The organism is Streptomyces sp. NPDC050856 (assembly GCF_040653855.1).
Lineage (GTDB): Bacteria > Actinomycetota > Actinomycetes > Streptomycetales > Streptomycetaceae > Streptomyces.
Window position 1 is genome coordinate 53,830 of sequence record NZ_JBFAGV010000019.1, and the last position, 24,720, is coordinate 78,549.

Below are 24,720 nucleotides of genomic sequence, written 5' to 3' on the forward strand. Positions count from 1 at the left end.
GGGCCGTGGCGGCCCGGGGCCGGGCGCGGACACCGGGCGGGCCCGGTGCCCGGCTCGACGCCGGCCCGGCCGCTCAGTCGCTGTAGAACAGCTCCTCCACCACCGCCCGCGCCCTGCGCGTCGTACGCCGGTAGTCCTCGATCATCTCGCCGACGTGGCCGGGCCCGTACCCCAGGTAGCGGCCCACCGCGGCCAGCTCCCGGCTGTCCGCCGGGAAGGTGTCCCCGGCCCGGCCCCGTACCAGCATCACGCCGTTGCGGACCCGGGTCGCCAGCACCCACGCCTCGTCGAGCGTTCGGGCGTCCTGCTCGCCGATCAGGCCGGCGTCCCGGGCGGCGGCGAGCGCCCGCCGGGTACGGGTGGTGCGCAGGGCGGGCACGGTGTGCCCGTGGCGCAACTGCAGGAGCTGAACGGTCCACTCGACGTCCGACAGGCCGCCGCGCCCCAGCTTGGTGTGGAGCGTGGGGTCCGTGCCGCGCGGCACCCGTTCCGTCTCCATCCGGGCCTTGAGGCGGCGGATCTCGAGCACCGCGGAGTCGGCCAGCCCGCCGGCCGGGTAGCGCAGCGGATCGACGAGCTCGATGAAGCGGCGGCCCAGGTCCACATCCCCCGCCATCGGCTCGGCCCGCAGCAGTGCCTGGCTCTCCCACCCCAGCGACCAGCGCCGGTAGTAGGCCCCGTACGACTTGAGGGTGCGCACCAGCGGACCGCTCCGGCCCTCCGGGCGCAGGTCGGCGTCGATCAGCAGCGGCGGGTCGGCGGTGGGCAGTTGCAGCAGCCGCCGCATCTCGGCGACGACGGTGTTGGCGGCCCGGGCCGCCTCCTGCTCGTCCACGCCCTCGCGCGGCTCGTGCACGAACAGCACATCCGCGTCGGAGCCGTAGTTCAGCTCGTGGCCGCCGAAGCGGCCCATGCCGATGACGGCGAACCTGGTGGGCAGTGTGTCGCCCCACTGCTCGCGCACCGCCGCCCGCAGCGCCCCCGCGACGGTCGCCGCGTTCAGGTCGGTGACCGCCTGGCCGACCCGGTCGACCAGCGCCCCGGGGTCGGCCTCCGCGGGGCTCTCCTCGGTCCCGTACGAGCCGATGATGTCGGCGGCGACGGTACGGAACAGCTCCCGGCGCCGTACGCCACGGGCCGCGGCGACCGCCTGCTCGGCATTGCCGGCACGGCCCACCGCCGCCAGGATCTCCGGTTCCAGATGACTCCGGCCGCGCGGCTTCAGGCCCTCCGGCGCCCCCAGGATGGCGACCGCCTCGGGGGCCCGCAGCAGCAGGTCCGGGGCGAGCCGTCCGGCGGACAGCACCCGCGCCAGGTTCTCCGCCGCGGCGCCCTCGTCCCGCAGCAGCCGCAGGTACCAGGGGGTCTTGCCGAGCGCGTCGGACACCTTGCGGAAGCCCAGCAGCCCGGCGTCCGGGTCGGCCGAGTCGGCGAACCAGCCCAGCAGCACCGGCAGCAGCGTCCGCTGGATCGCCGCCTTGCGGCTCACCCCCGACGACAGCGCCTCCAGGTGCCGCAGCGCGGCGACCGGGTCGGCGTAACCGAGCGCCTCCAGCCGCTGGCGGGCCGCCGCGGGGCTGAGCCGGATCTCCCCGGGCGCCAGCTGGGCGACGGCGTCCAGCAGCGGCCGGTAGAACAGCTTCTCGTGCAGCCGCCGCACCACCGCCGCGTGCCGCTTCCACTCCCGGTTCAGCTCGGCGACCGGGTCGGTGCGCAGCCCCAGCGAACGGCCGAGGCGGCGCAGATCGGCCTCGTCCTCCGGGACGAGGTGGGTGCGGCGCAGCCGGTACAGCTGGATGCGGTGCTCCATGGCACGCAGGAACCGGTACGCGTCGTCGAGCTGGGCCGCGTCCACGCGCCCCACGTACCCGCCCTCCGCCAGGGCCTTCAACGCGCCCAGGGTGCCGCCGCCGCGCAGCGTGGCGTCGCTGCGGCCGTGCACCAACTGGAGGAGCTGGACGGCGAACTCGACGTCGCGCAGCCCGCCGGGACCGAGCTTCAGCTCCCGGTCGACCTGGGCGACGGGGATGTTGTCGACGACACGGCGGCGCATGCGCTGCACGTCGGTGACGAAGTTGTCCCGCTCGGCCGCCTGCCAGACCAGCGGTGACACGGCGTCGATGTACGCGGCGCCCAGCTCCGCGTCGCCGGCCACCGCCCGTGCCTTGAGCAGCGCCTGGAACTCCCAGGTCTTGGCCCACCGCTGGTAGTAGGCCAGGTGACTGGAGAGGGTCCGCACCAAGGGGCCGTTGCGCCCCTCGGGCCGCAGATTGGCGTCGACCGGCCAGATGGTGCCCTCGACGGTGGTCTCCGAGCAGATCCGCATCAGGTGCGACGCCAGCCGGGTGGCGGCCTGGAGCGCCTTGCCCTCGTCGGCGCCCTCCCGGGGCTCACCGACGAAGATGACGTCCACGTCGGAGACGTAGTTCAGCTCGTTGCCGCCGCACTTGCCCATCGCGACGACCGCGAGCCGGCACAGCGCGGCGTCGTCCGGCGCGGCGGCCCGGGCCAGGTCCAGCGCCCGGCGCAGGGTGGCCGTCGCCAGGTCGGCCAGCTCGGCGGCGGTCTGGGCGACATCGGCGGTGCCGCACACGTCGCGCGCGGCGATGGCCAGCAGGCAGCGGCGGTAGGCGACGCGCAGCGACACCGGGTCGGTGGCCCCCGCGAGCCCCCGTTCGAAGTCGGCCACCCCCGGGTGCAGGTCGGCCGCCTCGTAGGTGGCCAGCTCCCGCCAGTCCCCGGGGTGCCGTGCCAGGTGGTCCCCGAGCGCCTCGGACGCGCCGAGCACGCCCAGCAGCCGGTCCCGCAGCGGCTTGGCCCCGATGAGCGTGGTGAGCAGCCGGCGCGCCGCGCCGCCCGTTCTGTCCGGCGCCGCGCCGTCGCCCTGCGCCTCGGCCAGCCGGACAAGACCGCGCAGCGCCAGATCCGGGTCGGCGGTGGCGCCGAGCGCGTCGAGGAGGACCGGGTCGTCGCGCACGGCGGACAGCGCGGGCAGGTCCAGCAGCCGCTCGGCGGCCGAGGGATCGGTGAAACCGTGCCGCAGCAGTCGCGTGAAGGTACTGCTCCTGCGCCCAGGCACCGGCACCGGCATACGCGCTCTCCTTCCTCTGGAGGGCCCGGTCCGCGCCCGGGGGGCGCTTCGCGTGTCCGCCGCCGGCCGACCGGGCCCGGTCCGCTCGTACCCACGGCCCGCGGGCCGCCCCGGTCGACACCGCCGGCGACCGCGCCCGGCCCTCGGTGTCTCCCTCGGCCAGAGCCTATCGGGCGGCGTTGATCGCGGCGCCGCGGCCCGAGCGGGTCCGTACCCGTCCCGGTCCCGGCGTGAGGCACCACACACGACGGCCGGTGAACCGGGTCGCGGCGAAGTCCCTCTTCTCTCCCGGTTCGCCCCCCATTCGCACCACGGAAGCCGTCGCCCATGCCCCGCCCGCCCCTGTCCCTGTCCCGCCGCGCCGTCCTGCTGGCCGCGCCGTTCGCGCTGCTGCTCGGTGTCACCGGCGGAACGCTCGCGCTCACCGCCGGGGCGTCGGACGCCTCCGACGTACCGAGCCGGGGCGTGCCCGAGGCGGCCGCGGTCAAGCCGGTGCGGACGGCCGGGACGGCGGTGGTGCAGATCATGGCGCACCCGGACGACGACCTGTTCTTCATGAACCCGGACACCGCCCAGTCCATAGCCGCCGGCCACAGCCTCACCTCCGTCTACCTCACGGCCGGTGAGTCCGACGGCCGCAACGCGCGCCGCCAGGACCCCCGCCCGCCGGCCGACAAGCCCGCCTACGCCGAGGCCCGGCAGAACGGCATCCGGGCCGCCTACGCCGAGATGGCCACCGGCAACCGCACCAGTCCCTGGGACCGCACGTCCATCGCCACCGCCGGCGGTGGGCGCGCCGAGCTGGACACCCTGCGGGCCAAGCCGCAGATCAGCCTGGTGTGGGTGCAGCTGCGCGAGGCGGGCAGCATCACCGACGACCGGCCGCACAGCCTGCGCGGGCTGTGGGACGGCCGGATCCGCGCCCTGAACTCCCAGCTCGCCGCCGGCTCCCCGGTGCGCAGCGGGTTCTCGTACTCCAAGGGGCAAGTCGTCGACACCGTCGCCGGGCTCCTGACCCGCTTCAGGCCGACGTTCGTGCGGATGATGGACCCGACGCCGGGCCGCAACGACGAGAGCGGCAAGCTCTCCGACCACCAGGACCACATGTACGGCGCGCGGTTCGCGCAGGCGGCACTCGCCCGGTACGCCGCCTCCCCCGGCCATCCCCCGGTCGCCGTGCAGAACTACCTCGGCTACTCCACCGGCGGGCTGCCGCACTCCCTCGACCCCCGAAGCGTCGCCGCCAAGCTGCGCGCCCTGAAGACGTACGCGTGGATGGACCACACCGACTACTGCGGGGACCCGGCGGGCTGCGGCGACCGCAAGGTGGCCGCGCGCCCGGCCGGGCACGGCTGGGCGCAGTCGGTCCGCTACACCCGCTCCGACTCGACCACTTGGCTCCAGCAGGGCGCCAAGGGCGAGCTGTACGCGTTCTCGGTGCTGGACGGCCGGCTGGTGGTGTGGCGGAAGGCGGCCGGCCCGTCCGGCGCCTGGACCGGGCCCGTCCGGGTGCCCGGTGACGGGCTGGACGGCGGGGTGACCTCGGTGCGGCTGCCGGACGGGCGGGTCGCGGTGCTCGGCACCCGCACGGTGCTGGGCGGGAAGGCCGCCGACTACCGCCGCGAGGTGGTCCTCAGCACGCAGGCGGCGACCGGTGGGGCGTTCGGCGCCTGGCGGTCGCTGGGCACACCGGAGCGGGACGACAGGGCGGCGACGTCCGACATCAGCTCCCCCGCCGCGCTGGTGGACCGGGCCGGTCTGCTGGCGGTGTACGTACGCGACGGCCGCCACACGATGAGCGTCACGTCCCAGCGGACGGGCGGCAAGTGGTCCGGCTGGCGGACGGCGGGCGGGCGCGCCCTGCGCGGCAACCCGGTGGCCGTGACCGACACGGCGGGCCGGGGCTATGTGTTCGCCGGTACGCCCACGTCGGTGCTGGCGTGGACGCGGCCGGCCACCGGCGGCCCGGTGGCCGGCCCGGTGGCGACGGGTCTGCCGCCGACCACGGTCGCGCTGAGCGCCACCCCGGACGGCGACGGGGTGCGGCTGTGGTTCCGCAAGCCCGACTCGGGCGACATCCGCACGGCCCGCTTCGCGGGGAGCGGCCACGCCTCACCGGTGCGGGAGGAGCTGCCCGGTGTGGCCGGGTACGGCCCGGTGGCCGCGTCCGGTGACCGCCCGGCCGCGCGGGCGCGCTCCGGCTCGCTGGCCGTCCCGGCACCGGCGCCGGACGGGACCGCCCGGTGGACGGTGGCCGGGCCGCTGTTCGCCGGCGCCCCGGCGGGCGTGCCCGCGGGCGTCGCCGCGGTGGGCCTGGACGGCAAGCTGCACTGGACGCCGTCGCACCGATGAGTCCGGGGGCCGGGGCCGCCCCTCCGTGGACGTCCACCGCGCCCCGGACCCGCGCTCCAGCCCGCCGGCGCCACCCCGCCCCTGGGCGGTCGCCCGGCCGCCGGGGCGACCGTCTCCCGGCTCTCCGCCGTCCGCCCGGGCGGACGCCCGCACGTCACCCGGCCGCCGGCCGTCCGGACCGACGGCGCGCGGTCGTTCCGCGGCGGTCCCGGCGGGCGTGAGGCCCGCGACCCGGTCCGGTGCGGCGGCGTCCGGTGCGGCGGCACCGTCCTCACCACGGCCACCCACGGCGCGCGCGGGCCCGGACCAGCGGTCGGGGTGAGGCGGAGCGCCGGACCGGCGGGGCGCGGCTGCGCGTCCTCGCCGACGGCGGCGCCACCGAGTACGGTGCCGACTGGCGGTGCACGGTGGACGACGGTGCCGTCACGCACAGCGACGGCGCCGCGCCCCGGTCTTCGCCGTCGCCTCTCGTACCGTCCCCGGCCCGCCCGGCGCGGGACGTACGGGCAGATCCCGCTGGCGCCTGTGAGGGAGACGCGCAATGAACTGGACGCTCGAAGTCGTCGTGGTCCCGGTCACCGACCTGGACCGGGCGAAGGAGTTCTACGCGGACAAGTGCGGCTTCGAAGCCGACCTGGACACCCATGTGGCGCCGGGCATCCGCATCATCCAACTGACCCCGCCCGGGTCGCGCTGCTCGATCGCCCTGCAGAGCGGCATGCCGCCGGCGCCGGGCACCTCCACGATGGCCCCGGGCTCGCTCCAGGGCCTCCAGCTCTGCGTGACCGACATCGAGGCGGCCCGTGACCGGCTCACCTCCCGGGGCGTGGCGGTCAGCCCGGTCCGGCACGTGGGGCCGGACGGCTGGACCGACGGCAAGGGCGAGACGTGGAACTCGTTCGTCTTCTTCAGCGACCCGGACGGCAACGGCTGGACGGTCCAGGAGGCACCCTCGGAACTGGCCGAACGCTAGACCGGGTCCGCGACGCCCCACCCGGGCGAGGCCCGCGCGGCGGTGGCCGGCGGACCGGGGACGACTCCTCCGCGCCGGACGGCCGGGGACGAACCGGGGTGGCCACGTGCGGACGACGGCCACAGCCCCGGGCCGGCGGTCGGCGACCGTGGGCCCGGAGTGGTGTGCGGCGGTGAAACCCAGCCTGACCCGGGTCTACAGCACCGGCAGGTTCTTCCGCAGCTCGAAGGCGGTGACCTCGGAGCGGTACTCCTCCCACTCCTGCTTCTTGTTGCGCAGGAAGAAGTCGAAGACGTGCTCGCCGAGCGTCTCGGCCACCAGCTCGCTGCGCTCCATCAGGGAGATCGCCTCGCCCAGGTTCTGCGGGAGCGGTTCGATGCCCATGGCGCGGCGCTCGGCGTCGGACAGGGCCCAGACGTCGTCGTCGGCGCCGGCCGGGAGTTCGTAGCCCTCCTCGATTCCCTTCAGGCCCGCGGCGAGCAGGACCGCGTACGTCAGGTACGGGTTGGCGCCCGAGTCGATGGAGCGGACCTCGACGCGGGACGAGCCGGTCTTGCCGGGCTTGTACATGGGGACGCGGATCAGGGCCGAGCGGTTGTTGTGGCCCCAGCAGATGTACGAGGGGGCCTCGCCGCCGGAGCCGGCGGTGCGGGTGGAGCCGCCCCAGATGCGCTTGTAGGAGTTGACCCACTGGTTGGTGACGGCCGAGATCTCGGCGGCGTGCTTCAGCAGGCCGGCGATGAAGGAGCGCCCCACCTTGGAGAGCTGGTACTCGGCGCCCGACTCGTAGAAGGCGTTGCGGTCGCCCTCGAAGAGGGAGAGGTGGGTGTGCATGCCGGAACCGGGGTACTCCGAGAACGGCTTGGGCATGAAGGTGGCCTGCACGCCCTGCTCCAGCGCGACCTGCTTCATCACCAGGCGGAACGTCATGATGTTGTCCGCCGTGGAGAGCGCGTCGGCGTAGCGCAGGTCGATTTCCTGCTGGCCCGGTGCGCCCTCGTGGTGGCTGAACTCGACCGAGATGCCCATCGATTCCAGCATGGTGATCGCCTGGCGGCGGAAGTCCATGCCGACGTTCTGCGGGGTGTGGTCGAAGTAGCCGGAGTTGTCGGCCGGGGTCGGACGGGTGCCGTCCAGCGGCTTGTCCTTCAGCAGGAAGAACTCGATCTCGGGGTGGGTGTAGAAGGTGAAGCCCAGGTCCGACGTCCTGGCGAGGATGCGCTTGAGGACGTAGCGCGGGTCGGCGAAGGAAGGGGAGCCGTCGGGCATCAGGATGTCGCAGAACATCCGGGCCGTGCCCGGGGCCTCGGCGCGCCACGGCAGGATCTGGAAGGTGCCCGGGTCCGGCTTGGCGATCATGTCGGACTCGTACACGCGCGCGAAGCCCTCGATGGCGGAGCCGTCGAACCCGATGCCCTCGTCGAAGGCCTGTTCAAGCTCGGCGGGTGCCACCGCGACCGACTTCAGGAAGCCCAGCACGTCCGTGAACCACAGACGCACGAAGCGGATGTCGCGCTCCTCGAGCGTGCGGAGCACGAATTCCTGCTGCTTGTCCATTTCCCACACCCATCCTCGCTGATCAGGCCAGCATGCCACCACACGGTTTCGTGCACGTTGCGAACCCATAGTGCCTGGCTGTCTGTGGCGCGGGTAACGCCGGGCTCGCAGACTGGGCGTATGGACCGTGGCGCACAGGAGCTCCCCGCTGCCCGCTCGCCCGTGTGGCTGCGCGCGACGCCCTGGCTGCTGCTGTCCCTGCTGGTGCTGGTGCAGCTCGCCACCCCGCAGAGCCTGCAACTGGGCTTCGCCTTCGCCGTGCTGCCACCGCTCACCTCGCTGGTGTACGGGGCGGTGGGCACCGGGCTGGTGGCGGTCGCGACCACGGGGCTGCTGCTGCTCCCGGCCGTCCGGGCCGATGACCTCACCCGGGGTGACCTGCTGGCGTTCGCGCTGATCGGCGCGGTCAGCGTGGTGCTGGCGTGGGTACGGGCGCGCCGTGACGCGCAGCTGGTGTCGGTGCGCACCGTCGCGGAGGCCGCGCAGCTCGCCGTGCTGCCGCCGATGCCCGGGCGGGTGGGGCCGGTGCGGTGCGGGGCGCTGTACCGGGCGGCGGAGCGCGGGGCGCTGGTGGGCGGCGACCTGTACGACGTGCAGGACGGTCCGCACGGGGTGCGCGCGATCGTCGCCGACGTCAAGGGGCACGGCATGGCGGCTGTCGGCACGGTCTCGGCGCTGCTGGGCACCTTCCGGGAGGCGGTGCTCGACGAACCCGACCTGGCGGGGGTCGCGGCCCGGCTGGACCGGCGGTTGATGGTGGACTCGGCCGCCCGCGCCGAGGGGCGGGGCGCCGGGGAGGAGGGGGAGCTGTTCGCGACGGCCGTCCTGCTGGAGTTCCCGGACGACGGCGAGAAGGTGCGGGTGCTGAGCTGCGGCCACCCGGCGCCGCTGCTGGTGTGCGGCGACGGGACGCGCGAGGTCGAGCTCCAGCCGGGGGCGCCGCTGGGCCTGGGGGTGACGGAGTTCCAGCCGCCGGACGCCGTGACGGTGCCGCTGCGCCCCTCGGACGTCCTGCTGGCGCACACGGACGGGGTCACGGAGGCCCGGGACGGGGCGGGCCGGTTCTACCCGCTGGCGGACCGGGTCCGGCCCGGCGCCCCGGTGGAGATGGTGCGCGCGGTGTGGCGGGACCTGTCCTCGTACGCGGGGGAGGTCGCCGACGACGTGGCGCTGCTGGCGCTCAGCACGCGTCCGGCGGACCGGGCGGCGTGAGGGCCCGGGCGGCGAGGGCACGACGGCCCGGGCGGTGCGACGGCCCGGGCGGTGCGACGGCCCGGGCGGTGCGACGGCCGCACTCGTCCCGGCTCCGGGGCGGCCCTCACCCGGGCGGCCGCGGCGGGCGGCGCAGACGGGGCGGCAGCGGTCGCGGGCGGGCGGGGGGCCGACGAGAATGGGTTGCGCTCGGGGACGACGTACGGCGTTTTCGCGCCCCTACGGAGGTACGCAACCCCATGACCACCGCCAAGGACATCATGCACCCGGGGGCCCAGTGGCTCCCCGCACACGAGACCCTCGACCGCGCCGCGCGGCTGATGCGCGATCTCGACGTGGGCGCGCTGCCCATCGCCGACGAGAACGAGCGGCTCTGCGGCATTCTGACCGACCGTGACATCGTCGTGGGCTGCGTGGCCGAGGGCCACGACCCCGCGCGGGTCACGGCGGGCGACCTGGCGAAGGGCACCCCGCGCTGGATCGACGCCAACGCCGATGTGGAGGAGGTCCTGCGCGAGATGCAGAGCCACCGCATCCGGCGGCTGCCGGTCATCGAGAACAAGCGCCTGGTCGGCATCATCAGCGAGGCCGATCTGGCCCGTCACCTGTCGAACGACCAGATCGCGAGCTTCGCCGAGAACGTCTACGCACGCTAGGGGGTGTCTCGTCGATCGGGCCGGTTCAGGGAGCGGCGTCCGGTGCCGTGGACCGCGGGGCGGAGGAGGAAGCCCACTGCGGAGCGTCGGCGACCGGCGACCGAGCGGCGAGGCGCGGCACCGGGTGACGCGAGCCCGGCGAGATCGGCGGGACAACCCCCAGGGCTTCCCGGCAGCGGCGGGTGGGCGGCATGGCGCCCCGGGCGTCATGCCCCCTTCGCGTGCGGGGCCCGCGCGCCGGGCCGCTGGTCGAGGACGGCCGCCGCCAGCGCGTCCGGCCGGTCCAGCATCATCAGGTGGCCCGAGCCCGGTACGGACGTGAAGCGGGCGCCCAGCAGGTCGGCGAGGGCCCGCTGGCGGGTGGCCCAGCGGGTGGAGGCGCCCCAGGGGGCGGCCAGGACGGTGACGGGGACACCGGGCGGCAGCGGGTGGCGGTCGCGCAGCGCGAGGACCTCGGCGGCCACCGCCCGGTAGTGCGTGTTCTCCAGCAGGGCGCCCTGGAACACCCGGGAGGTGGCGTAGCAGCGGCGTACCAGCGCGGCGGGGGCCGGGTCGGCGGCCAGGCCGGGGCGGGAGAGGCGGACCACGGCGCGCCGGGTGAGGGGGCCGAGCGCGGCGGGCAGGCCGGCGGCGCTGAGGGCCCTTCCGGTGCCCCGGGCCAGGGCCGTGCGGACGGCGGGGGCGGCGGGTACCCGCGCGCGCTCCTCTATGGAGGTGTCCACGAGGACGGCCCCGGCGGTGCGGTCCGGGTGCAGCCGGGCGAACGCCTCCGCGTGGAAGCCGGCGATGGAGTGGCCCACGACGGTGGCCGGCCCGGAGAGGCCGAGGGCGTCCAGCAGGGCGGCGATGCGGTGGGCCTCGCCGGCGGCGGACGGCGGTACGGACGCCGGGCCGCTCAGTCCGTGCCCCGGCCGGTCGAAGCGGACCACGGTGCGGTGCGGGGCCAGCAGCGGGACGACCGGGTCCCAGTCGAACCAGCTCATGGCGAGCCCCGTGCTCAGGACGCAGACCGGCCCGCTGCCCTCGACGGCCACATGGTGCGCCACTCCCCCGACCCGTACGAAGCTCACGTCCACCGTCTCGTCCCCCTCGCCGCCGCGCGCCAGTACCGTCGCCACCCTGCCACGGGCGGCCCGGGAGCGCTCCGGCCGGGCCCCGCCGCCCCTCGCCCGCCGCTTCCGCCGTCCCTCCCCCGGGTCACCGCCCGCCCGGCGGCACCGCGCCCGTGCGGCCCGGGGCCACCGGGGCTCCCACCGCCCATCGCGTCGCTCTGACGATTACACTGGCCGGGTGCCTCAACTACGCCTCGCCCTGAATCAGATCGACTCGACCGTGGGCGACCTCGCCGGCAACGCGGAGGCGGTGGTGCGCTGGACCCGGCACTGCGCCGAGCAGGGGGCGCACCTCGTCGCGTTCCCCGAGATGGCGCTGACCGGCTACCCGGTCGAGGACCTGGCCCTGCGCTCGTCCTTCGTGGAGGCGTCCCGTGGCGCGCTGCGCGCGCTGGCCGCGCGCCTGGCCGACGAGGGGTTCGGTGAGCTGCCGGTGATCGTCGGCTATCTGGACCGTTCGGAGGAGGCCCGGCCGAAGTACGGTCAGCCGGCGGGCGCGCCCCGCAACGCCGCCGCGGTGCTGCACGGCGGTGAGGTGGTGCTGTCGTGCGCCAAGCACCACCTGCCCAACTACGGCGTCTTCGACGAGTTCCGGTACTTCGTGCCCGGCGACACCATGCCGGTGGTGCGGGTGCACGGGGTCGATGTGGCCCTCGCCATCTGCGAGGACCTGTGGCAGGACGGCGGCCGGGTGCCGGCCGCCCGCAGCGCGGGCGCCGGGCTGCTGGTGTCCATCAACGCCTCGCCGTACGAGCGGAACAAGGACGACGTCCGCCTGGACCTGGTGCGCAGGCGCGCCCGGGAGGCCGGCTGCACCCTCGCCTACCTGGCGATGACCGGCGGTCAGGACGACCTGGTCTTCGACGGGGACTCGATCGTGGTGGACGAGGACGGCGAGGTGGTGGCGCGCGCGCCGCAGTTCGCCGAGGGCAGCGTGATCATCGACCTGGACCTGCCGGCCGCGTCCGCCGAGCCGGTGACAGGGGTGGTGGACGACGGGTTGCGCGTCGACCGGGTGGTGCTGTCCGACGAGCCGCTGCCGGGCTATGAGCCGGAGCTGGCCGGCGGGTACGCCGAGCGCCTGGACGACGACGAGGAGGTGTACACCGCGCTGGTGGTGGGGCTGCGCGCGTATGTCGCGAAGAACGGTTTCCGCTCCGTGCTGGTCGGGCTGTCCGGCGGCATCGACTCCGCCCTGGTGGCCGCCATCGCCTGCGACGCGCTGGGCGCCGGGAACGTGCACGGGGTGTCGATGCCGTCCAAGTACAGCTCCGAGCACTCCGGGGCCGACGCGGCGGAGCTGGCCCGCCGTACCGGGCTCGACTTCCGCACCGTACCGATCGAGCCGATGTTCGACGCCTACATGGGCTCGCTGGGCCTGACCGGACTGGCGGAGGAGAACCTCCAGTCGCGGCTGCGCGGCACGCTGCTGATGGCCCTCTCCAACCAGGAGGGGCACATCGTGCTGGCGCCGGGCAACAAGTCCGAGCTGGCGGTGGGCTACTCGACGCTGTACGGCGACTCGGTCGGCGCGTACGGGCCGATCAAGGACGTGTACAAGACGTCGGTCTTCCGGCTCGCCCGGTGGCGCAACCGCGCCGCCGAGGAGCGCGGCCTCACCCCGCCGATCCCGGAGAACTCCATCGCCAAGCCGCCCAGCGCGGAGCTGCGCCCGGGCCAGGTCGACACCGACTCGCTGCCGGACTACGACGTGCTGGACCGGATCCTGGAGCTGTACGTCGACCGGGACACCGGCAAGGACGGGATCGTGGCGGCCGGTTTCGACGAGGAGCTGGTGGCCAGGACGCTGCGGCTGGTGGACGCGGCGGAGTACAAGCGGCGCCAGTACCCGCCGGGCACCAAGATCTCGGCCAAGGGGTTCGGCAAGGACCGGCGCCTGCCGGTCACGAACCGCTGGCGCGAGACGACGGCGTAGTACGGGTCCCGGCGGCCAGGGAGCTTCCCGCGACCACACGGGAGGTCCCCTTCGCCGTGCCCCCGTCGCGGTCCAGCAGGCCGGCGGTGGCCGCGACGGCCAGCCCGGCCGCCGCCAGGACGGCGCCCACCAGGGTCGGCGAGGTCCAGCCCCAGCCGGCGGCGATGGCGGCCCCGCCGAGCCAGGCGCCGCCCGCGTTGGCGAGGTTGAACGCCGAGTGGTTGGAGGCGGAGGCCAGCGTCGGGGCGTGCCGGGCCTTGTTCATGACCAGCATCTGGAGCGGGGTGGTCGTCATGAAGCCGACCGCGCCGAGCACCACGACCGTCACCAGGGCGGCCCACTGGACGTGCACGGTGAAGCGGAAGGCGACCAGCGCCAGCGCGAGGGCGGCGAGCGACCCGTACAGCGTGGGGCGCAGGGCCCGGTCGGTGAGCGGGCCGGCGACGAGCGCGCCGAGGGTCATGCCGATGCCGAAGAGGGCCAGGACCAGGGTGACCGCGGACTCGCCGAAGCCCATGACCTCGGTGGTCATCGAGGCCAGGTAGGAGTAGACCGCGAAGACGCCGGCGAAGCCGAAGACGGCGGTGAGCAGGCCGAGCAGCACCTGGCGGTCGCCCAGGGCGCGCAGTTCGCGCCGCAGGCTCTGCTGGGCGTCGAGCGGTACGTACGGCACCAGGCGGGCCAGGGCGGCCATCGCCACCAGGCCGATCGCCGTGACGACCAGGAAGGTGGCGCGCCAGCCGAGGTGCTGGCCCAGCAGGGTGGCGGCGGGAACGCCCACGATGTTGGCGATGGTCAGGCCCAGGAACATCGTGGCGACCGCCCTGGCCTGCCGGCCCTCGCGGACCAGCCGCGCCGCGACGACCGCGCCGACGCCGAAGAAGGCGCCGTGCGGCAGCCCGGCCAGCACCCGGGCGCCCAGGAGCGTGCCGAAGCCGGGCGCCAGCGCGGAGGCGAGGTTGCCGACGGTGAACAGGGCCATCAGGAGCACGAGCATCCGTTTGCGCGGGACGCGTGAGCCGACGGCGGTGAGCAGCGGGGCGCCGATGACGACGCCGATCGCGTACGCCGAGACCAGGTACCCGGCGGTCGGGACGGAGGTGTGCAGGTCGTCCGCGACGTTGGGCAGCAGGCCCATCATCACGAACTCGGTCGTGCCGATGCCGAAGGCGGAGACGGCGAGCGCGAGCAGCGCCAGGGGCATGGGAGAGGGACCTTCCGGACGTGAGGGTGTGGTGCGTACTTAGTTCCTTTGCTGAACAAAGCGTCTCACGTCAAATGTTCCCAGGGATGAACGGAGGATTGCCGCCGGATCTCAGGTTCAGAGCCGGACGCGTGCCGCGATCGGCAGGTGATCGCTGGCGGTCGCGGGCAGCGTCCAGGAACCGACGGGCTGCACGCCCTTCACCATGATCTGGTCGATCCGCGCCAGCGGGAACGCGGCCGGCCAGCTGAAGCCCATGCCGTCCCCCGCCGCGCCCTGGGTGGAGCGCATCTGGGAGGTGACGGCGTTCAGCGAACGGTCGTTCATCGTGCCGTTGAGGTCGCCGAGCAGGATCACCTTGCCCACCTCGTCACGGACGATCGCCTCGCCCAGCGCGTCGGCGCTGTTGTCCCGCTGGTTGGCGGTGAACCCGGCGTTCAGCTTGACCCGCACCGACGGCAGGTGGGCCACGTAGACCGACACCTCGCCGTGCGGCGTGGCCACCGTGGCGCGCATCGCGCGCGTCCAGCCCAGGCGGATGTCCACCGGGCGGGTGTCGGTCATCGGGTACTTGCTCCACAGCCCGACGGTGCCCTGCACCGAGTGGAAGGCGTAGGTGTCGGCCAGCGCCTTCTCGTACACCGGGACCATGCCGGGCTTGAGCTCCTCCAGCGCCACCACGTCCGCCCCCGAGCCGGCCACCTGGCGGGCGGTGCCCTCGGGGTCGGGGTTGTCGGCGTTGACGTTGTGGGTGGCCACGGTCAGGTCGCCCGCACCGCCCGACTTGTCGCCGACCAGCCCGCCGAAGAGATTGAGCCAGACCAGCGCCGGTACCAGCAGGGCGATCAGCGCCGTGGCCGAGCGGCGCAGCAGGGCGGCCACCAGCAGCACGGGCACGAACAGGCCGAGCCAGGGCAGGAACGTCTCGGTGAGGCTGCCCAGGTTGCCGATCTTGTTCGGGATCTCCGCGTGGAAGATCATCAACAGGGCCAGGGCGACGGCGCAGCCGGCCAGCAGCGAGCCCCGGCGCCAGATCCCCGGGTCGCCGCGCCAGCGGTCGACCACCGCCCGGACCCGGGAGCCGGTGCGCCGACCGTCCGCGCCGCCGTTCCCCGTCTCCGTCACGTCCACCCGCGCCATGAAGCCGTCCTCACTCGCCTTGCTCGCCATGCCTGTCGTGCTTGTCGTGCTGTCGTGCTGTCGTGCCAGCCGTCCCGGCTCCCGACCCTAGGGGATCAGAGGACGGCCGTACTGCCACGAGGACGACGCAGTGGCCACGGCGGGTTCCTGAGGTTACGGGTGGGACGACAGCTGTAACAGAACGCGAACACTTCTGACCGGTTCCTACCGGTCAGTCGGCAATGGGACGGTCGCCGGCCGGGGGGCGCACCCCGGCCAGCACGGCGTCGACGATCCGGGCGGGCAGGTCGTCCTCCAGGGGGGCGCCGGGGCGGATGACGGTGCGCACCAGCAGCGGCCCCATGAACAGGTCGTTGAGGAACTCGATGTCGAGGTCCGCGCGGATCTCGCCGTTCTCGACCCCGCGCCGCAGCACCTCCACGGCCATCCGGTGGCGCGGCTGGATCACCGTGGCCCGGTAGGCCTCCCAGAGTGTGGGATGGCTGCGCATCTGCGCGAAGGCGCTGTACAGGAAGGCGGAGGAGCGCTTGGCCAGGCCGCGACGGCGCAGCGCCTCCAGCAGCGCGATCAGGTCGTCGCGCACCGAGGTGCCGGGCAGCTCGGGCTCCGGCGGCTCCACGGAGCGCAGCACGTCCACGAAGAGCTCCTCCTTGCCCGCCCAGCGGCGGTAGAGGGTGGCCTTGCCGACGCCGGCGGTCCTGGCGATCCGCTCCATGGACACGTCGGCCAGCGGCACGCCCTCCTCCAGGAGCCCGGTCACCGCCGCGCGGACGGCCTCCTCGACCGCCTCGCTGCGCGGCCGTCCGCGCCGGGCGGCTCCCCCGTTGTCCTGCGGCTCTGCGAGGGACACGCCCGCCCCACCTCTCCGGTTGCTCCGTGGTCCTGCGCGGCCCTCCGGGGCCCCGGCCGGGCCCTCACCGCCGGACCGATTCTCGCGCGTCGCCCGGGGCCCGCCGCGCCGGGTCCCGCTCCGGCCGCCGCCCGGGCAGGAAGGCGGCGACCACCACCGCTCCGGCCAGCGTGACGCCCGCCGCCGCGACCGCGGTGACGTGCATGGCGCCCAGGAAGGCGTCGTGGGCGGCCGGCAGCAGCGCCCGGCCCGCCGGGCCGAGGCGCTCGGCCGCGGCGAGGGTCGCCTCGATGGACTCGCCCGCCGCCTCCCGGGCGCCGGCCGGGACCGCGCCGAGCCGGCCCTCGATCGCGCCCCGGTACGTCAGTGAGAGCACCGAGCCGAGGACGGCGACGCCCAGTGCCCCGCCGACCTGCCGGAAGGTGTTGTTGACCGCCGAGCCCGCACCCGCCTTCTCCCGGGGCAGGGTCTGCATCACGGTCACCATCGCCGGCGGCATGATGTGCGCCATTCCGGCACCCTGGGCGAAGAAGGCCAGTTCCAGGACCCACACCGGCGTCGCGGCGTCGAACAGGGCGTAGGAGGAGAGCGTGAGCGCGATCAGCAGCATGCCCGCCGTGCAGACGGCGCGGGCGCCGAACCGTTTGACGACCAGCCGGGCGCGGGGCGCGAAGGCGAGCTGGGCGACGGCCAGCGGCAGCAGCATCAGCCCGGACCGCAGCGGGCTGTAGCCGCGCACGCTCTGCAGGTAGAACACGGCGAAGAAGGCCACGCCCATCAGGGCGAAGAAGACCAGCGCGATGGCGGCCACGGCGGCGGAGAAGGCGGGCTTGCGGAAGTGGGCGACGTCGATGGCCGGATGGTCGCTGCGCTTCTCGTGCAGGACGAACAAGGCGAGGACCGCGGCCCCGCCGGCCAGCGGCAGAGCCACGCCGGCGTCGGTGAAGTCGGCGAGCGCGCCGGCCCGGATGATCCCGTACACCAGCAGCACCAGACCGACGACGGACAGCACGACGCCGACCGGGTCGGTACGGCCCGGACGGGGGTCCCTGGAGTCGGGGACCAGCCAGGCCATCGCGGCCAGGGCGACGAGCACGACCGGGACGTTGAGCAGGAAGATCGACCCCCACCAGAAGTGCTCCAGCAGCACACCGCCGGTCACCGGGCCGACCGCGATGCCGAGGCCCACACCGGCGGCCCAGATGCCGAGGGCCTTGGGCTGCTCGTCGCGCTCGAAGACGTTCATGAGCACGGCCAGGGTGGCGGGCATGACGAACGCGGCACCGAAACCCATCAGCGCCCGGAAGACGATGAGCTGAGCGGGCGAATCGGACATCGCGGCGAGCGCCGAGCCGGCCCCGAAGACGACGAGGCCGAACAGCAGGGTCCTTTTCCGGCCGAGCCGGTCGCCGAGCAGCCCGGCGGTGAACAGCAGTCCGGCGAAGACGAGCGTGTAGGAGTTGATCGCCCACTCCAGCTCGCTCTGGCTGGCGCCCAGGCCGGTGGGCGCGGGGGCGGCGATCGTCTTGACGGCGACGTTCAGGATCGAATTGTCCAGCACCACGATGAGCAGGCTGAACATCAGGACGACCAGGATGGCCCAGCGACGGCGGTGCACGGCCTCCGGAACCCGGGGCGGGGCGGGAAGGGTGGACGGTGAGGGCATGGTCCGAGGGTAACCGAATTTCGATACGAGACCGTCTCGTATTGGAATTCCGGTTTCCAGCCGTCTGCCCGGGGGCCACTTCCCCCGTCCGGCACGAGGTGCCACCATGGACGTGGTCCGGGGACGCCGTCAGGGCGCCTCGAGATGACGAAGGAGCCGTTCACCATGACCCTTCAGGCTGCCCGCGAGCAGTCCGCCGACAGCGGCGGCACCAAGGCGCTGTACGGGGGCAAGGGCACCCGCCGCGTCACCGTCCACGACATCGCCGCCGCCAAGGAGCGCGGCGAGAAGTGGCCCATGCTCACCGCCTACGACGCGATGACCGCCTCCGTCTTCGACGAGGCCGGCATCCCGGTCATGCTCGTCGGCGACTCCATGGGCAACTGCCACCTCGGCTACGAGACCACCGTGCCCGTGACGCTGGACGAGATCGCCATCCTGTCGGCGGCCGTCGTACGGGGCACCAGGCGCGCCCTGGTCGTCGGTGACCTGCCCTTCGGCTCGTACCAGGAGGGCCCGGTCCAGGCCCTGCGGTCGGCCACCCGGCTGGTCAAGGAGGCGGGCGTCGGCGCGATCAAGCTGGAGGGCGGCGAGCGCTCCCTGCCCCAGACCGAGATGCTGGTCCAGGCCGGCATCCCGGTCATGTCCCACCTCGGGCTGACCCCGCAGTCCGTCAACACCATGGGCTACCGGGTGCAGGGCCGCGGCGACGAGGCCGCCCACCGGCTGCTGCGCGACGCCAAGGCCGCCCAGGACGCGGGCGCCTTCGCGGTCGTCCTGGAACTCGTACCGGCCGAGCTGGCCGCCGAGGTCACCCGTTCGCTGCACATCCCCACCATCGGCATCGGCGCCGGGCCCGACACGGACGCGCAGGTCCTGGTCTGGACCGACATGGCGGGCATGACCGGCGGCAGGGTGCCGCGCTTCACCAAGCAGTACGCCGACCTGCGCCGGACGCTCGGGGACGCCGCGCGGGCGTTCGCCGACGACGTGGTCGGCGGAACGTTCCCGCAGGAGGAGCACACCTTCCACTAGCCACTGCCGGCACCACCCCGACAGCCCGCCGACTTCCCCCATCGGCGGGCTGTCGGCCCGCCGGTGCGGCGTAGCCTGGGAAGTGGACTCGGGGACCCGCTCTTCACACCCGCCCGGGAGGCGGTGGACATGCCTGGAATCGTGCGCAAGAACTTCGACTCCGCCGACGAGACCCGGCCGTTCGAGGACGGCAAGGGCCGGCTCGATCTGGTGAACACCGACGGGGGCCCGGTCGGCCGGGCCGTCTTCGAGCCGGGCTGGCAGTGGACCAAGCACGTCAAGCCCATCGCCGGCACCGAGAGCTGCCGGGCCGCGCACGCCTGCTACGTCGTCGGCGGCCGGATGAGGGTCGTGATGGACGACGGCACCGAGGACGAGGTCGGCCCCGGCGACTTCTTCGCGGTCGAGCCCGGTCACGACGCCTGGGTCGTGGGGGACGAACCCTGCGTCGTGGTCGACTGGGTCGGCTTCGGGAACTACGCCATGCCCGCGGGATCCACCTCCTGACCCGCGCCGTCCCGGCCGGCGGGCGGTCCGCCGGCCGGGACGGGGGCTGCCGGCGATCCGTCGGTGCTGTCGGCGATCTGTCGGTGAGGTGTCGGTGGTGGCTGGTGCCATGGACGCATGACACGTTCCGACACCAACGCCGTCGAGGTACGAGGCCTCGTGAAGCACTACGGCGAGACCAGGGCGCTGGACGGGGTGGATCTCGACGTACGCCAGGGCACCGTCCTCGGCGTGCTCGGCCCCAACGGCGCCGGCAAGACCACCCTGGTCCGCTGCCTGTCCACCCTGATCGTCCCGGACGCCGGGACCGCCACCGTCGCCGGTTACGACGTCGTGCGCCAGCCGCGGCAACTGCGGCGCACCATCGGTCTCACCGGTCAGTACGCGTCGGTCGACGAGAAGCTGTCCGGCTGGGAGAACCTCTACATGATCGGGCGGCTGCTCGACCTGTCCCGCGCGGACGCCCGCCGGCGCGCCGACGGGATGCTGGAGCGGTTCTCGCTGACCGAGGCCGCGAAGCGCCCGGTGCTGACCTACTCCGGCGGTATGCGGCGCCGTCTCGACCTGGCCGCCTCCATGATCGGCCGCCCGGCCGTGCTGTACCTGGACGAGCCGACGACCGGTCTCGATCCCCGTACCCGCAACGAGGTCTGGGACGAGGTCCAGCGGATGGTCGCCGACGGCGTGACCGTCCTGCTCACCACCCAGTACATGGAGGAGGCCGAGCGCCTCGCGCACGAGCTCACCGTCATCGACCGGGGGCGCGTCATCGCCAGCGGAGGGGTCGACGAGCTCAAGGCCAGGGTGGGCGGCCGGACCCTGCGCGTCCGGCCCGTGGACCCGGCGCAGCTCCCCACGATGGCCCGGACGCTGGGCGACAGCGGCCTGGCCGGCATCGCGGGCGCGACGGTGGTCCCGGACGAGGGCCTGCTGTACGTGCCGATCCTCAGCGACGAGCAACTGACCGCCGTGGTGGGCCTGCTGGGCGCGCACGGCTTCGGCATCGCGCACATCGACACCCATCTGCCCGGTCTGGACGAGGTGTTCCTGGCCATCACCGGCGAGAAGACCGCCGTGTCCGGCCCGGCCCGCGAGGAGGTCGCGGCATGAGCACCACGACCGCCCCCGTCGCCGAGGGCCGGATCGGGCCGCGCGCCAACGCCCGGCACATCGGCGCCCTGGTCCGCCGCAACGCCCTGCAGATCAAGCAGGACCCGGAGTCGATGTTCGACGCCGTGCTGATGCCCGTCGTCTTCATCCTGCTGTTCGTGTACGTCTTCGGCGGCGCGATCTCCGGCAAGGGAAACCAGCAGGACTACGTCAACTACGTCGCCCCCGGCCTGATGGCGATGATGGGCCTGAACATCGCCATGGCCGTCGGCACCGGGATCAACGACGACTTCAAGAAGGGCGTGATGGACCGGTTCCGGACGATGCCCATCGCCCGGTCCTCCGTCCTGGTCGCCAAGATCGTCGTCGAGGTGGGCCGGATGCTGGTCGCCACGACGATCCTGCTCGGCATGGCCTTCCTGCTCGGCATGGAGATCCGGACCTCGGTGCTCGACCTGCTGGCGGCGGTCGCGCTGTCGGTGGTCTTCGGCGCCTCGCTGATGTGGATCTTCATTCTGCTCGGTCTCACCATGAAGACGGCGCAGGCCGTGCAGGGAGTGGCCATGCTGGTGCTCATGCCGTTGCAGTTCGGCTCGTCGATCTTCGCCCCGCCGGCCTCGATGCCGGACTGGCTGAGGACGTTCACCGACTACAACCCGCTGTCCAACCTCGCGGACGCCGCGCGCAACCTGATCAACGGGGGCCCGGTCGCCCACTCGGTGTGGGTGACACTGGCCTGGGCGGCGGGCATCACGCTCGTCACGGCCCCGCTCGCGGTGTCCAGGTTCCGCAGGAGGACCTGAGCCTTCAGGTGCCCGGGTGCGGGATCAGGGCGGCGGCCTCCTCCGTGGTGAGGCCGCCGCCCTCGGCGTACGCGGCGTCGAAGGCGTCCCCGACGGCGCCGCGGACCACCTCCGTGGCCTTCGCCAGGTTCTCCCGCTCCAGCGGGGTGGCCACGTAACCGGCCGGCAGGGCCGCCTCGTGCGCGCCGAGCAGCACGGCCGCCGTGCGCACCCCGGGACCGCCGGCGCCGGCGAGCGCCCACGCGGCGGTGACGAGGTGGACGGCCGGCATGTGCGGCGCGACCATCAGCGACAGCGGCTCCCGGGAGTGGGCCAGGGCGCGGGCCGCCCGGTCGAGGCCGTCGGCGTACCGGCCGTCCAGGTTGTCCAGCCAGGCCAGCACGCCGAGCGTGAAGCCCTCGAAGAGCGACAGGGCGTGGGCGGAGAAGAACTCCCGGCGCACCACCTCCAGTTGCTCCCGGGCCTCGCCGGTGCGGCCGGTGCGGCCCAGCCCCAGCGCCAGGTACAGCCGGGCCGCCGCCACCGCCTCGTGCCCCACGCCGGGGCCACGCGCCAGCACCTCGCGCAGGATCGTCTCCGCCTCGGCGCCCCGGCCCAGCTCGTTGAGCGCGCCGGCGTAGCGGACGCGCAGCAGCGACATCTGGGCCTGCGCGCCGAGCCGTCCGGCGTGGCCGACGGCGGCCTCGAAGTCCTCGGCGGCGCCCGCGAACCCGCCCCGCCGCTCCCGGGCCTCACCGCGTGCCGACAGCGCTTCCGCCGCGCCCCACGAGTCGCCGAGCCGGTCGAAGATCTTCAGGCTCTCGTCCGCGTCCCGGACCGCGTCGCCCGCCCAGTCGCTCCGGTTGGCCAGCACGTTGGCGCGCATCTGGAGGATGCAGGCCAGCTCCCATTCGTAGCCGTGCTCCCGGCAGGCGTCGACGGTGTCGTCGAGGAGGCCGCGGAGCTGTCCCGGGTCACCGGTGAGCATCACCGCGTACCACCAGAGCATGCCCGGCATCCGGCACGTCTGCGGCAGGCCGGAGCGGTAGGCGGCGCGGATGTGGCGCAGCCGCTGCAGGCCCTCCGGGCTGGTCCACTTCGACGCCTGGTGGTCCATGTTGAGCAACTGGACCAGACGTACCCCGCGGCGCGCCTCGTGGAGCTGCTCGTCACTCATCGGCGGTGGCGCGTCGGTGCACCGCGCGGTCAGCGGCGGCGCGGGGGCGACGGGCGGGGCGTAGGGGTCGGGGCCGAGCGCGGCGGCGGTCTCGGACCAGTGCAGGGCGTCGGCGCGCAGGCCGCGCATGTGCCAGTACCAGACGAGGGACAGCACCAGGCAGAGCGCCTCGTGCTCGTCGCGGGCGGCGACGGCGCGGCGCAGGGCGGTGCGGAGGTTCTCGTACTCCTGCTGGAGACGGGCCAGGGCGGCGCGCTGGCGCGGGCCGCGCAGTTCGGGGTCGGTGGTGCGGACCAGCTCGCGGTAGTGCACGAGGTGGCGGCGTTCGGCGGCGGCGCGGTCGCCGGCCTCGTCGAGGCGTTCGGCGGCGTACTCGGCGACGGTCTCCAGGAGCCGGTAGCGCATGTCGCCGTCGGGGGCGGGGGCGGCGACGACGAGCGACTTGTCGACGAGGGAGCCCAACAGGCCCAGGGCGTCGGGCGCGTCGGGTCCGCCGCAGACGGCCTCCGCGGCGTCCAGGTCGCACCCGCCGGAGAACACCGACAGCCGCCGCAGCACGGCCCGCTCGGGCTTGTCGAGCAGGTCCCAGGACCAGTCGACGACCGCGCGCAGCGTCTGCTGGCGCGGCAGGACGGTACGGCTGCCACTGGTCAGCAGCCGGAAGCGGTCGTCGAGCCGGTCGGCGATCTGGCGCGGGGTGAGCACCCGGAGCCGGGCGGCGGCGAGCTCGACGGCCAGCGGCAGGCCGTCGAGGCGCCGGCAGATCTCGGCGCACGCCTCGGGGTCGTCGTCGGGGGTGAACCCCGGCCGGGCCGCCGCCCCGCGGTCGGCGAGCAGCCGCAGCGCCACCGGATCGGGCAGCGGGTCGACGGGGCGCACGGTCTCGCTCGGTACGCCGAGGGGTTCGCGGCTGGTGGCGAGGACGGTGAGCCCCGGGCACGACTCCAGGAGCCGCTCGGCGAGCGCGGCGGCGGCACCCACGACGTGCTCGCAGTTGTCGAGCAGGATCAGCATGCGCCGCCGCGCGCAGTGCTCCTGGAGGCGTGCCAGGGGGTCGTCCCCGTGCCGCTCGGCGACCCGCAGTTCCTCCGCCCCGGCGCCGCGCAGCACGGTCTCGCGCGCCCCGAGCGCGGTGAGGACGGCGTCCGGTACGGCGCCGGGGTCGTCGACCGGGGCCAGCTCGGCCAGCCACACCCCGTCGGGCCACGCGTGCCCGCCGCGCTCGGCGGCCTCCTGCGACAGCCGCGTCTTCCCGGCCCCGCCGGGACCGAGCAGGGTGACGAGCCGGGCCCGCGCGAGATCCCCGAGGACGACCTCGATGTCCTCCTCGCGCCCCACGAAACTGGTCAGCCGCGCCCGCAGGTTGCCCGGGCGCGGCGTCCCGCCGTGGCGGTGGGCGCCGTCGCCGGGGCCGCCGGGGCCGCCGTGGAGGACGTCCCCGGGGCCGGTCGCCCGGGCACCGGCCGGCGCCGGCGCCCCGGGCGGGGCGTCCCGGCGGCCGGAGGCGGCGTCGGGGTGTCCGCCGGGTGGGACGGCCGGGTCCGCCGGGGCGGGGGCGAGGAGCTCGGCGTGCAGGGCGCGCAGCCGGGGCCCGGGTTCCGTGCCCAGGTCGGAGGCGAGGTGGCGGCGTACCGTCTCGTACGCCGCCAGGGCCTCCGCCGCGCGGCCCGCCGCCCGCAGCGCCCGGATGCGCAGTGCCTGGAGCGGCTCGTCGAGCGGGAACTCACCGCACAGCGCGGCCAGTTCGGGCAGCGCCTCGTGGGTGCGGCCCAGGGCGAGCTGGGCGGTGAGCCGGGCCCGGCGGGCCTCGTGCCGGCGGGCCTCCCAGCGGGCCGCCTCGGCCGCCCCGTCGGGCAGGTCGGTGAGGGCCCGGCCCCGCCACAGGGCGAGCGCGTCGTCCAGGGCGGTCACCGCCCCGGCCGGGTCGCCCGCCTCCAGGGCCCGTACGCCCTTGGCCGCGAGCCGCTCGAAGCGGTGCAGGTCCACGTCGTCCGGGCGGGCGCCGAGCCGGTAGCCGCCGGCCGCCGAGGCCACCGCGCCCGGCCCGAGCACCCGCCGCAGCCGGCCCACCAGGGCCTGGAGCGCGCCGGGCGCGTCGGCGGGCGGCTCGCCGTCCCACACCTCGTCGATCAGCAGCCCGACCGGCACGGTCCGCCCCGCGCGCAGCGCCAGTACCGTCAGCAGCGCGCGCAGCCGCGCGCCGCCGACCGGGACGGCGGAGCCGTCCGCGCGGTGGACCTGCGTGGGGCCGAGTACGGAGATGCGCACCGCCCCATTCTCCTTCCCCCCGCCGCGCGCGCCGCGTCCGGTACGGTCGGTCGGCGAAGGACCCCTCGCCAGCGCCAGCCCGACCCCCAGGA

General features: G+C 74.6%; 17 protein-coding genes. 9 read left to right on the forward strand and 8 right to left on the reverse strand.

Going from position 1 to position 24,720, the window contains the following annotated elements:
* Nucleotides 1-73: 73 nt before the first annotated feature.
* The gene (locus tag AB0H53_RS18555; RefSeq protein ID WP_362113932.1) at nucleotides 74-3,091 is read right to left on the reverse strand and encodes a bifunctional [glutamine synthetase] adenylyltransferase/[glutamine synthetase]-adenylyl-L-tyrosine phosphorylase; all 3,018 of its coding nucleotides are present in this window, start codon (nucleotides 3,089-3,091) and stop codon (nucleotides 74-76) included.
* Nucleotides 3,092-3,418: 327 nt separating this feature from the next.
* Here AB0H53_RS18555 and AB0H53_RS18560 point away from each other — a divergent pair, with 327 nt between their 5' ends.
* Nucleotides 3,419-5,443: a PIG-L family deacetylase gene (locus tag AB0H53_RS18560; protein ID WP_362113935.1), complete on the forward strand. Its 2,025-nt coding sequence runs from the start codon at nucleotides 3,419-3,421 to the stop codon at nucleotides 5,441-5,443.
* 541 nt (nucleotides 5,444-5,984) lie between these two features.
* On the forward strand, nucleotides 5,985-6,416 hold the full coding sequence (locus AB0H53_RS18565) for a VOC family protein (protein ID WP_362113938.1): 432 nt from the start codon (nucleotides 5,985-5,987) through the stop codon (nucleotides 6,414-6,416).
* Between the two features lie 195 nt (nucleotides 6,417-6,611).
* Here AB0H53_RS18565 and glnA read toward each other — a convergent pair whose 3' ends face one another.
* Nucleotides 6,612-7,973, reverse strand: coding sequence for a type I glutamate--ammonia ligase (glnA, locus tag AB0H53_RS18570; RefSeq protein ID WP_362113941.1), 1,362 nt, complete (start codon nucleotides 7,971-7,973; stop codon nucleotides 6,612-6,614).
* A gap of 120 nt (nucleotides 7,974-8,093) precedes the next feature.
* Between glnA and AB0H53_RS18575 the strand changes: the two genes are divergently transcribed.
* Both AB0H53_RS18575 and AB0H53_RS18580 read left to right on the forward strand, forming a co-directional pair.
* Nucleotides 8,094-9,185, forward strand: coding sequence for a PP2C family protein-serine/threonine phosphatase (locus AB0H53_RS18575; protein ID WP_362113944.1), 1,092 nt, complete (start codon nucleotides 8,094-8,096; stop codon nucleotides 9,183-9,185).
* Nucleotides 9,186-9,424: 239 nt separating this feature from the next.
* Nucleotides 9,425-9,841, forward strand: coding sequence for a CBS domain-containing protein (locus AB0H53_RS18580; RefSeq protein WP_362113947.1), 417 nt, complete (start codon nucleotides 9,425-9,427; stop codon nucleotides 9,839-9,841).
* 206 nt (nucleotides 9,842-10,047) lie between these two features.
* Here AB0H53_RS18580 and AB0H53_RS18585 read toward each other — a convergent pair whose 3' ends face one another.
* Nucleotides 10,048-10,911 (reverse strand): alpha/beta hydrolase, encoded by an 864-nt coding sequence (locus tag AB0H53_RS18585; protein WP_362114082.1) that lies wholly within the window; start codon nucleotides 10,909-10,911, stop codon nucleotides 10,048-10,050.
* 220 nt (nucleotides 10,912-11,131) lie between these two features.
* Here AB0H53_RS18585 and AB0H53_RS18590 point away from each other — a divergent pair, with 220 nt between their 5' ends.
* Nucleotides 11,132-12,889, forward strand: coding sequence for an NAD+ synthase (locus AB0H53_RS18590; protein ID WP_362113950.1), 1,758 nt, complete (start codon nucleotides 11,132-11,134; stop codon nucleotides 12,887-12,889).
* On the opposite strand, the gene AB0H53_RS18595 is transcribed toward AB0H53_RS18590, so the two are convergent.
* The 4 genes from AB0H53_RS18595 to AB0H53_RS18610 all read right to left on the reverse strand — a co-directional run bounded on the left by AB0H53_RS18595 (nucleotide 12,858) and on the right by AB0H53_RS18610 (nucleotide 17,749).
* Entirely contained in the window at nucleotides 12,858-14,093 is a 1,236-nt protein-coding gene (locus AB0H53_RS18595) for an MFS transporter (protein ID WP_362113953.1), read from the reverse strand. The genes AB0H53_RS18590 and AB0H53_RS18595 overlap by 32 nt on opposite strands.
* Before the next feature lie 117 nt (nucleotides 14,094-14,210).
* Nucleotides 14,211-15,233, reverse strand: a complete 1,023-nt coding sequence (locus AB0H53_RS18600) for an endonuclease/exonuclease/phosphatase family protein (RefSeq protein WP_362114085.1) — start codon at nucleotides 15,231-15,233, stop codon at nucleotides 14,211-14,213.
* Nucleotides 15,234-15,444: 211 nt separating this feature from the next.
* Nucleotides 15,445-16,083, reverse strand: coding sequence for a TetR/AcrR family transcriptional regulator (locus AB0H53_RS18605; protein ID WP_362113956.1), 639 nt, complete (start codon nucleotides 16,081-16,083; stop codon nucleotides 15,445-15,447).
* A 64-nt stretch (nucleotides 16,084-16,147) separates the two neighbouring features.
* Nucleotides 16,148-17,749 (reverse strand): MFS transporter, encoded by a 1,602-nt coding sequence (locus AB0H53_RS18610; RefSeq protein ID WP_362113959.1) that lies wholly within the window; start codon nucleotides 17,747-17,749, stop codon nucleotides 16,148-16,150.
* A 165-nt stretch (nucleotides 17,750-17,914) separates the two neighbouring features.
* Here AB0H53_RS18610 and panB point away from each other — a divergent pair, with 165 nt between their 5' ends.
* The 4 genes from panB to AB0H53_RS18630 all read left to right on the forward strand — a co-directional run bounded on the left by panB (nucleotide 17,915) and on the right by AB0H53_RS18630 (nucleotide 21,204).
* Nucleotides 17,915-18,784 (forward strand): 3-methyl-2-oxobutanoate hydroxymethyltransferase, encoded by an 870-nt coding sequence (gene panB / locus AB0H53_RS18615; protein ID WP_362113962.1) that lies wholly within the window; start codon nucleotides 17,915-17,917, stop codon nucleotides 18,782-18,784.
* 129 nt (nucleotides 18,785-18,913) lie between these two features.
* Nucleotides 18,914-19,291, forward strand: coding sequence for a cupin domain-containing protein (locus tag AB0H53_RS18620; RefSeq protein WP_362113965.1), 378 nt, complete (start codon nucleotides 18,914-18,916; stop codon nucleotides 19,289-19,291).
* A gap of 117 nt (nucleotides 19,292-19,408) precedes the next feature.
* Nucleotides 19,409-20,401 carry an ATP-binding cassette domain-containing protein gene (locus tag AB0H53_RS18625; RefSeq protein ID WP_362113968.1) on the forward strand — a complete coding sequence of 331 codons (993 nt, stop codon included), beginning with the start codon at nucleotides 19,409-19,411 and terminating at the stop codon, nucleotides 20,399-20,401.
* Nucleotides 20,398-21,204: an ABC transporter permease gene (locus AB0H53_RS18630; protein WP_362113971.1), complete on the forward strand. Its 807-nt coding sequence runs from the start codon at nucleotides 20,398-20,400 to the stop codon at nucleotides 21,202-21,204. Before AB0H53_RS18625 ends, AB0H53_RS18630 begins: the two co-directional genes overlap by 4 nt.
* Before the next feature lie 4 nt (nucleotides 21,205-21,208).
* Here AB0H53_RS18630 and AB0H53_RS18635 read toward each other — a convergent pair whose 3' ends face one another.
* Nucleotides 21,209-24,628, reverse strand: a complete 3,420-nt coding sequence (locus AB0H53_RS18635) for a BTAD domain-containing putative transcriptional regulator (RefSeq protein WP_362113974.1) — start codon at nucleotides 24,626-24,628, stop codon at nucleotides 21,209-21,211.
* Between the last annotated feature and the right edge of the window lie 92 nt (nucleotides 24,629-24,720).

What these genes read in the sequence shown, in the direction of transcription:
- AB0H53_RS18560 (WP_362113935.1), top strand. Translation starts at nt 3,419, where the DNA reads ATGCCCCGCCCGCCCCTGTCCCTGTCCCGCCGCGCCGTCCTGCTGGCC.
- AB0H53_RS18620 (WP_362113965.1), top strand. Translation starts at nt 18,914, where the DNA reads ATGCCTGGAATCGTGCGCAAGAACTTCGACTCCGCCGACGAGACCCGG.
- AB0H53_RS18600 (WP_362114085.1), bottom strand. Translation starts at nt 15,233, where the DNA reads ATGGCGCGGGTGGACGTGACGGAGACGGGGAACGGCGGCGCGGACGGT.
- AB0H53_RS18625 (WP_362113968.1), top strand. Translation starts at nt 19,409, where the DNA reads ATGACACGTTCCGACACCAACGCCGTCGAGGTACGAGGCCTCGTGAAG.
- AB0H53_RS18595 (WP_362113953.1), bottom strand. Translation starts at nt 14,093, where the DNA reads ATGCCCCTGGCGCTGCTCGCGCTCGCCGTCTCCGCCTTCGGCATCGGC.
- AB0H53_RS18610 (WP_362113959.1), bottom strand. Translation starts at nt 17,749, where the DNA reads ATGCCCTCACCGTCCACCCTTCCCGCCCCGCCCCGGGTTCCGGAGGCC.
- glnA (WP_362113941.1), bottom strand. Translation starts at nt 7,973, where the DNA reads ATGGACAAGCAGCAGGAATTCGTGCTCCGCACGCTCGAGGAGCGCGAC.
- AB0H53_RS18565 (WP_362113938.1), top strand. Translation starts at nt 5,985, where the DNA reads ATGAACTGGACGCTCGAAGTCGTCGTGGTCCCGGTCACCGACCTGGAC.
- AB0H53_RS18580 (WP_362113947.1), top strand. Translation starts at nt 9,425, where the DNA reads ATGACCACCGCCAAGGACATCATGCACCCGGGGGCCCAGTGGCTCCCC.
- AB0H53_RS18630 (WP_362113971.1), top strand. Translation starts at nt 20,398, where the DNA reads ATGAGCACCACGACCGCCCCCGTCGCCGAGGGCCGGATCGGGCCGCGC.
- AB0H53_RS18555 (WP_362113932.1), bottom strand. Translation starts at nt 3,091, where the DNA reads ATGCCGGTGCCGGTGCCTGGGCGCAGGAGCAGTACCTTCACGCGACTG.
- AB0H53_RS18575 (WP_362113944.1), top strand. Translation starts at nt 8,094, where the DNA reads ATGGACCGTGGCGCACAGGAGCTCCCCGCTGCCCGCTCGCCCGTGTGG.
- panB (WP_362113962.1), top strand. Translation starts at nt 17,915, where the DNA reads ATGACCCTTCAGGCTGCCCGCGAGCAGTCCGCCGACAGCGGCGGCACC.